This window comes from Salipiger marinus (assembly GCF_900100085.1).
Classification (GTDB): Bacteria; Pseudomonadota; Alphaproteobacteria; order Rhodobacterales; family Rhodobacteraceae; genus Salipiger; species Salipiger marinus.
In genome coordinates this window covers 102,405-109,261 of record NZ_FNEJ01000018.1, presented here as the reverse complement: position 1 = coordinate 109,261, position 6,857 = coordinate 102,405, and the positions used below count along the sequence as shown (strand labels likewise).

Sequence of the window (6,857 nt, the reverse complement as noted above, 5' to 3'; positions counted from 1 at the left end):
GACTGATCAAAGCGAGCGTTCTAAAAAGCGGCGTCAGGTCCGATCTGCCGGACGCCAAACGGCTGGCAATGTTCTCCGGCCATTCCTTACGCGCCGGGCTCGCCTCGTCGGCAGAGGTTGATGAGCGCTATGTTCAAAAGCAACTCGGACATGCGTCGGCCGAGATGACCCGGCGCTATCAGCGCAGGCGCGACAGGTTCCGAGTGAACCTAACCAAAGCCGCAGGGCTGTGATGCCCAGGATTCTTGACGTGTTTGGTGAAGCGCTAAGATGAAATTCCAGCGCTTCAGTTTCAGCTTACTGCTTCAATTGAAATCGGGAACTAAACGCGACAATTCTTGACGTGTTTGGTGAAGCGCTAAGATGAAATTCCAGCGCTTCAGTTTCAGCTTACTGCTTCAATTGAAATCGGGAACTAAACGCGACAGTGGCGGACGAATTCCTGCCCGCTGAAGTGCTTGGACGCGCTGGACGTCGCGAAACCGACGATCGCCTGCCTGCGATTGTCACCGCAATCAAAGGTGCTGACCCCGAGATCACCTTGCAGGCAATCTGCGACCGACTGGAATCTATGCGTGAGCGCACCCCTCGCGGTCGCACCAGCTGGCAGCCTTCCTCAGTCAGAATGCTGCTGGAGCGTGCAGAGCGCCTCGGCCTTTTGTAGGCGCTAATGGTCGGCAAACCACTCTGTTCGCTCGGCCCAAATCTTCCAGAATCATCGCCTCAATTGGACGAAAACCACGTAAATATCCAACAATGCCTAGAGGTTAGTTCGCGCGAGCAGAAAATATCTCGAAGGGTGTCGGCTGCGACCGACACGGTCTTTATCGTTGATAATCAATGCGTTATCTAGCGCACGCCCCGCGCGACCAAATTGGTGCTGTGGATAACTTTTCCACTACATCTAGATTCTTCTTGCCGGACTCAGATGTTCGTGGCATTTCCATTCTGACGGCAAAACGCGTCAGACGTGGCTTCGACCGTCAGAACGACGAAGAGCCTTAGCAAAGGCCATGAGAGGCGGCAGAACATGGATGATCGAAATACGGGCTACGCGCAAGGCATCGGCTCTTCCGACATCGGAGCATTCGCAGACAGTCTTGCCGAGTCGCTTGACCGGCAGATGAAAGTTGCGTTCGAGCCAGAAGAACGCAAGTCCTTGCGCCGCTTCAGCTCGACCGAGGTCGCCGAGTTGCTGCGCGTTAGTACGTCGAACCTGCGCAACCGCCACAAAGATGGCAGCTTCCCTGAAGTTCACACTGACGGTCGCGGTCATAGGTTCTACACGGCCGAAGAAGTTGACGACCTCCGCAACATTTTGGCGCGGACAGGCAAAAATGCTGACGCGTACAGACCTGGCCGCCGGGACGGCGACCGTCTTCAGGTCATTTCGGTCGTGAATTTCAAAGGCGGCAGCTCGAAGACAACAGCGACGATCCATTTGGCACACAGGTATGCCCTGCGTGGCTACCGCGTGCTTGTGCTGGACCTCGACCCGCAAGCCAGTTTGACGACATTTTTCGGCTTCCGGCCTGAGCTCGAATTTGCCGAAGGCGGCACAATCTACGACGCATTGAGATACGATGATCAGGTTCCGCTCTCGGAGGTCATCCAGAAAACATACTTCCACAAGCTCGACATGGTCCCGGCTGGCTTGATGTTGTCCGAGTACGAAACCGAGACAGCGAATGCCCTTGCGCGCAGGGTTCAGCCGATTTTTGCAGAGCGTCTTGCTCTGGCGCTAGAGGAAGTCGACTCAGACTATGACATCGTGCTGATCGATTGCCCTCCGCAGTTGGGCTTCCTGACATTGACAGCATTGGCAGCGTCCACGGGCTTACTTGTGACGGTCGTCCCCGGCATGCTCGACATCGCTTCGATGAGCCAGTTCCTCAAACTCGCTTCGGAAACGGTCAAAGCTGTCGAAGAGGCGATTGGACGACATGTCACTTGGGACTTCGTAAAGTTTCTGATCACACGCTACGAGCCGTCGGACGGACCACAAACGCAAATGGCCGGGTACCTGCGTTCAATCCTTGCGGGCCAAGTCATGACTGAACCGATGCTGAAGTCGACAGCCATTTCTGACGCCGGCATGACTCAGCAAACCATCTATGAGGTAGACCCGAGCCAGCTCATTCGGAAGACCATTGATCGGGCTTTGACCAGCGTGAACAGCGTTGCCGATGAGCTGGAGCAGACAATCCAAATGGCATGGGGGCGTCGCTGATGGCTCGAAATATCTTCAACCAGCCACCGAAAGACGAAAAAGAGTCGGCAGCACCCTCCCCTGCCCCGGTCAAATCCTCGAAGCTACCTGGCTCGGTTGGCGGATTGCGGGATTCTCTCCGGGAAATCACTGCCAACTCAATCCGAGATATCGAACCCGACCGGATCGATATGGATGGTCTCCGAGATCGCCTGATCCTGGAAGATAGTAGCATTGAAGATCTCGCCGAAAGCATTCGCAAGCATGGTCAGCAAGTGCCGATCATGGTTCGCCCCTCTGACCAACCGGATCGATACCGCATCATCTACGGGCGTCGCAGGCTTGCAGCCATTCGAAGAGTTGGTGGAACCGTCAAAGCGATCGTTCGAACGCTCGATGATGATGCTTCTCTGATCGCGCAAGGTCAGGAAAACAACCTGCGGCTGGATCCGTCCTTCATTGAAAAATCTCTTTTTATCAAAGAGATGCAGGAAGCCGGTTACAAACCTGGCGTCATTCAGGACGCCCTAGGCCTCACCCGGCAAGGTGTGTCGAACCATCGTGTAGTCATCGAGCAGCTGCCTGACGAACTTGTCCGGCTCATCGGCCCGGCTCATGGCGTAGGTCGACGCCAATGGGGTGATCTTGCTGCACTTTCAGAGAAGGTTCCGCTTGTCGACATTGCGCGTGAGACACTTGCCTCTCTGCCTGACACCACTCCAAGCTCGGACAAGTTTCAAGCCGTCTATGTTGCTTGCTCCAGCAAGGCGCGTGGCGCAGCCGACCAAAGCGCCCGTGGCCAAACGACCGTGGTAAAGGACAATAGTGGTAGCCCTGTCGGCACACTTTCAGTCGATGGCAAGTCGATCGCTATCAAGATCACCCGCAAGGACAACCCGGAATTCGGCCAATGGCTCGAAGAGCGCGCGGAAACCACGCTGCGACAGCTTTTTGAACAATGGCAGAATGAGAGAGGCTCGGGAAGCTGATCCCCGGTCATAACCAAAAACACGAGCAGAGGAGAAAGGCGAAGACCAAAAAGAAAAGAGCCCCCCAAGGTTTCCCCCGGAGAGCCCTCATCATCTGATTAGCACCTGTGATGTAGCAATCTCCGACATACCGGTCAAGAGTCACCGATTCGGTGGACGTCTTTTTGTTGCCTTTTCTCGCCAAGAACAGCGGGAAGAGCCGGGGAAGTTGTGGGCCGCAACGGTCGTCGTTCAACAAACATGGCATTCACAAAGCTTTCCGTTCAGACCTTTGGCGTCGGCAAGGGCACCCCCGCCACGTCAACACCTGAAACCGACATCTGGGCAGTCTTCCGCGCGCTCAGAGATACTCGCAGCCTGTTCGGTCTCCGTCCAGGACATGTTCAAACGCTCCAAGCGATGCTGAGCTTTCTCAAGCCTGGGCATGGAGACACAGTCTTCGCTTCCAACGACGAGATCTGCCGTCGAGTTGGCGGGATCGATGAACGAACCCTCCGTAGGCACATCGATCGCTTTGTTGAACTCGGTTTCATGAAGCGCCACGACAGCCCAAATCGCAAGAGATACCGAGTGAAGTCCTCCGAAGGTCAGTCCATTAGCTATGGGTTGTCGCTGGCTCCGTTGCTCGCGCGTGCCGGCGAACTACTTGCGACAGCCCAAGCGATGGAAAACGCTCGTCGGGATCGCGTGTTTTTGCGAAAGCAAATCCTAACCAAACTTGCTCAGATCGACGAAGCTGACCCCGAGAACGAACTCACTCATCAGGTACGCCGAGTTCTTCGGAGGAAGCTCTCGATCGCGGAGTATCGTACTTTGCTCGGCGAACTGGAGGCTCAATGCAAACAGATGTCCACCGCGGTGGACGCAACAGAAACAATGAAACTGCCCGCCAATGACGGGCAAACTGTCCGCCACCATTCTAAGTCTAAAAAAGAACAAAAAGATTTAGAAAGCGGGACCAACAGCCAAACACCTCCCCTGCAAACGCTCACAACAGTTTGTGACCAGGCTACATCGTTCGCAACGAACTCACTTAGGAACTGGCACGATGTCGAAAGCCACGCGAGAACGCTCGCTCCAATGATGGGAATCCACGAAAGCACCTTCGAAAAGGCTGCTAAGAAGATAGGCTCTCAAAAAGCATCATGCGCCATCTTCATAATTCTCCAGATGAGCAATCGCATCCGAGACTTTGGAGCGTATTTCCACAGCATCACGCTCGGTCGCAGAGAAACTGACTTCAACCCATCACTGTTGTTGGAGAGGCTTTCTCGTTCTGGGGCAGCAACTGCGTGATGTCCACCGCGGTGGACATGTCGAGAGATAGAGATGGGCTGTGAAAGGGGTGACGGGAAGTGAGATCGGGAGAGTGGCTTCCGGCGCCCGTCGCGGAGAAGATCTAATGGCGAAATCTGCCCAGAAAGTCACCCTGTCCCCGTCCCGGGACATTCCCTTCGACAAGCTCGTGCTGAGCCAGTCCAACGTCCGGCGCATCAAGGCCGGCATCTCGGTCGAGGAACTGGCCGAAGACATCGCCCGCCGCGGGTTGCTGCAGAGCCTGAGCGTTCGGCCCGTTCTGGCGGATGACGGGTCCGAGACCGGCAAGTTCGAAATCCCCGCTGGCGGTCGGCGCTTCCAGGCCCTGTCTCTCCTGGTGAAGCAGAAACGCTTGGCCAAGACGACGCCCATTCCCTGCATCGTGCGAGATGCCACTTCCGCGATCCTCGCCGAAGACGATTCGCTCGCTGAGAACATGCAGCGTGCAGCCTTGCATCCGCTCGATCAGTTCCGCGCCTTCGTGGCGCTTCGGGATAAGGGTCAGGGCGATGAAGAGATCGCTGCCGCTTTCTTCGTCACGCCGCAGGTGGTCAAACAGCGCCTGAAACTCGCCGCCGTGGCCCCTGCCCTGCTCGATCTCTACGCCGAGGATCTGATGACGTTGGAGCAGCTGATGGCCTTCACGGTCAATCCGGATCACGAGCGTCAGGTTCAGGTCTGGGAGGCGATCAAGTCGTCCTGGAACAAGGAGCCTTATCAGATCAGACGCATGCTGACCGAAACCTCGGTGCGGGCCTCCGATCGTCGTGCCGTCTTTGTCGGCGTCGATGCCTATGAGGCTGCTGGCGGCACCATGTTGCACGACCTCTTCCAGGGCGATGACGGCGGCTGGCTGGAAGACCCGGCCCTGCTGGATCGTCTGGTTAGCGAGAAGCTTCAGGCTGAAGCCGAAGCGATCGCGACCGAGGGCTGGAAGTGGATCGAGGTCTCTCTCGACTTGCCCTATGGCTACAGCCACGGCTTCCGCCGGCTGAGCGGAGACCCGGCGCCGATGACAGATGACGAAGGCACGGCCCATGCCAAGCTGCTTGCCGAGTACCGGGCGCTCGAGGAGGAATACGAGGGCCAGGATGAATTCCCCGAAGAGATCGACGCGCGTCTTGGCGAGTTGGAAGTCGCGATGGAGAAGCTGGAGGCTAGGCCGCTGATCTTCGACGCGGAGGAGATCGTACGGGCAGGGGCTTTCGTGACGCTTGACCGCTATGGCGAGCTTTCAGTTTATCGGGGCTTTGTCCGGCCCGAGGATGAACCTCGGCAAGATGCCGACGTCCACAGCGGTGAACAGGCGGCAGACGGGCAGGGCGTTGAGCTTTCAGCGGGGCGCAGCGCGGACGGTGTCGGCCATGGCACGGTGATCACCTCTGCCGGTCAGGCGCTTGGCGGAATTATGCCCGACGACGAGGACGATGGTGCGTTGAAGCCCTTGCCTGAGCGGCTGATCATGGAGTTGACGGCGCACCGGACATTGGCACTGCGGGAAGCTGTCGGGCGCTCACCTGACGTCGCGTTGACACTGCTGCTCCTGAAGCTCGTCAATGACACCTTCCGGACGTCCAGTTCGGCCGGCAGCTGCCTCGAGGCCTCGGTGCGTCACGTCTATATGTCGGCGCAGGCGAGCGATCTGAAGGACAGCGTGGTAGCCAAGCTGGTTGACGATCGTCATGCGGAGTGGGAGGCCGACCTGCCGCTCGGCGACGATGCCGCTCTCTGGGATTACCTGGCTTCCCTCGATCAAGGGAGCCGGCTTTCGCTGCTCGCGCATTGCCTCAGCTTCGGGATCAACGCGCTCCATGAGAAGGTGAACCCCTATGGTGCCGGTATCTCCGCCAGCGGCTTGACCAAGCGGATGACCCAGTCCGACTTGGTTGCACAGGCGGTCGAACTCGACATGGTCGAGGCGGGTTGGGAGCCGACGGCCGATACCTACCTGAACCGCGTGCCCAAGGCACGGATACTCGAGGCTGTGCGCGAGGCGAAAGGGGAGGGGACGGCGCAACTCCTCGATCACCTGAAGAAGGGCGAGATGGCGACCGAAGCCGAGCGTCTGCTGAAAGGCAGCGGCTGGTTGCCGGAGGTTCTTCGCCGTCACGATCTGGCAGCACTCGACGACGCAGAAGGGCAGGGGGCGCCTGAGCCCGTTTCCGACGCCGGCCAGACCGAGGATGTCGACCTTCCCGCCTTCCTCACCGCTGACCTGCCGGGTGATGATGCGTCGATGATGGCCGCAGAGTGATCTGCGCCATCCGAGGGCGGGGAAACCCGCGCTCAATCACATAAAATACAACAATATCAATAAGATGAATGCAAAATGACGCATTCAG

General features: G+C 57.7%; 5 protein-coding genes and 1 pseudogene. All 6 read left to right on the top strand.

Going from position 1 to position 6,857, the window contains the following annotated elements; genetic code table 11:
* The coding region (locus BLR51_RS18725) for a tyrosine-type recombinase/integrase (RefSeq protein WP_375342690.1) at positions 1-233 on the top strand (233 nt) is incomplete at its 5' end.
* Between the two features lie 188 nt (positions 234-421).
* A pseudogene (locus tag BLR51_RS28260) lies at positions 422-664 on the top strand (recombinase family protein); the annotation flags it as partial.
* 366 nt (positions 665-1,030) lie between these two features.
* Entirely contained in the window at positions 1,031-2,230 is a 1,200-nt protein-coding gene (gene repA / locus BLR51_RS18715) for a plasmid partitioning protein RepA (protein ID WP_028288490.1), read from the top strand.
* Positions 2,230-3,198 carry a plasmid partitioning protein RepB gene (gene repB / locus BLR51_RS18710; RefSeq protein WP_233678008.1) on the top strand — a complete coding sequence of 323 codons (969 nt, stop codon included), beginning with the start codon at positions 2,230-2,232 and terminating at the stop codon, positions 3,196-3,198. The genes repA and repB overlap by 1 nt, the downstream gene beginning before the upstream one ends.
* Positions 3,199-3,438: 240 nt before the next feature.
* Positions 3,439-4,494: a plasmid replication protein RepC gene (repC, locus tag BLR51_RS18705; RefSeq protein WP_089849822.1), complete on the top strand. Its 1,056-nt coding sequence runs from the start codon at positions 3,439-3,441 to the stop codon at positions 4,492-4,494.
* 106 nt (positions 4,495-4,600) lie between these two features.
* Positions 4,601-6,769, top strand: coding sequence for a ParB/RepB/Spo0J family partition protein (locus BLR51_RS18700; protein WP_089849819.1), 2,169 nt, complete (start codon positions 4,601-4,603; stop codon positions 6,767-6,769).
* Positions 6,770-6,857 lie beyond the last annotated feature (88 nt).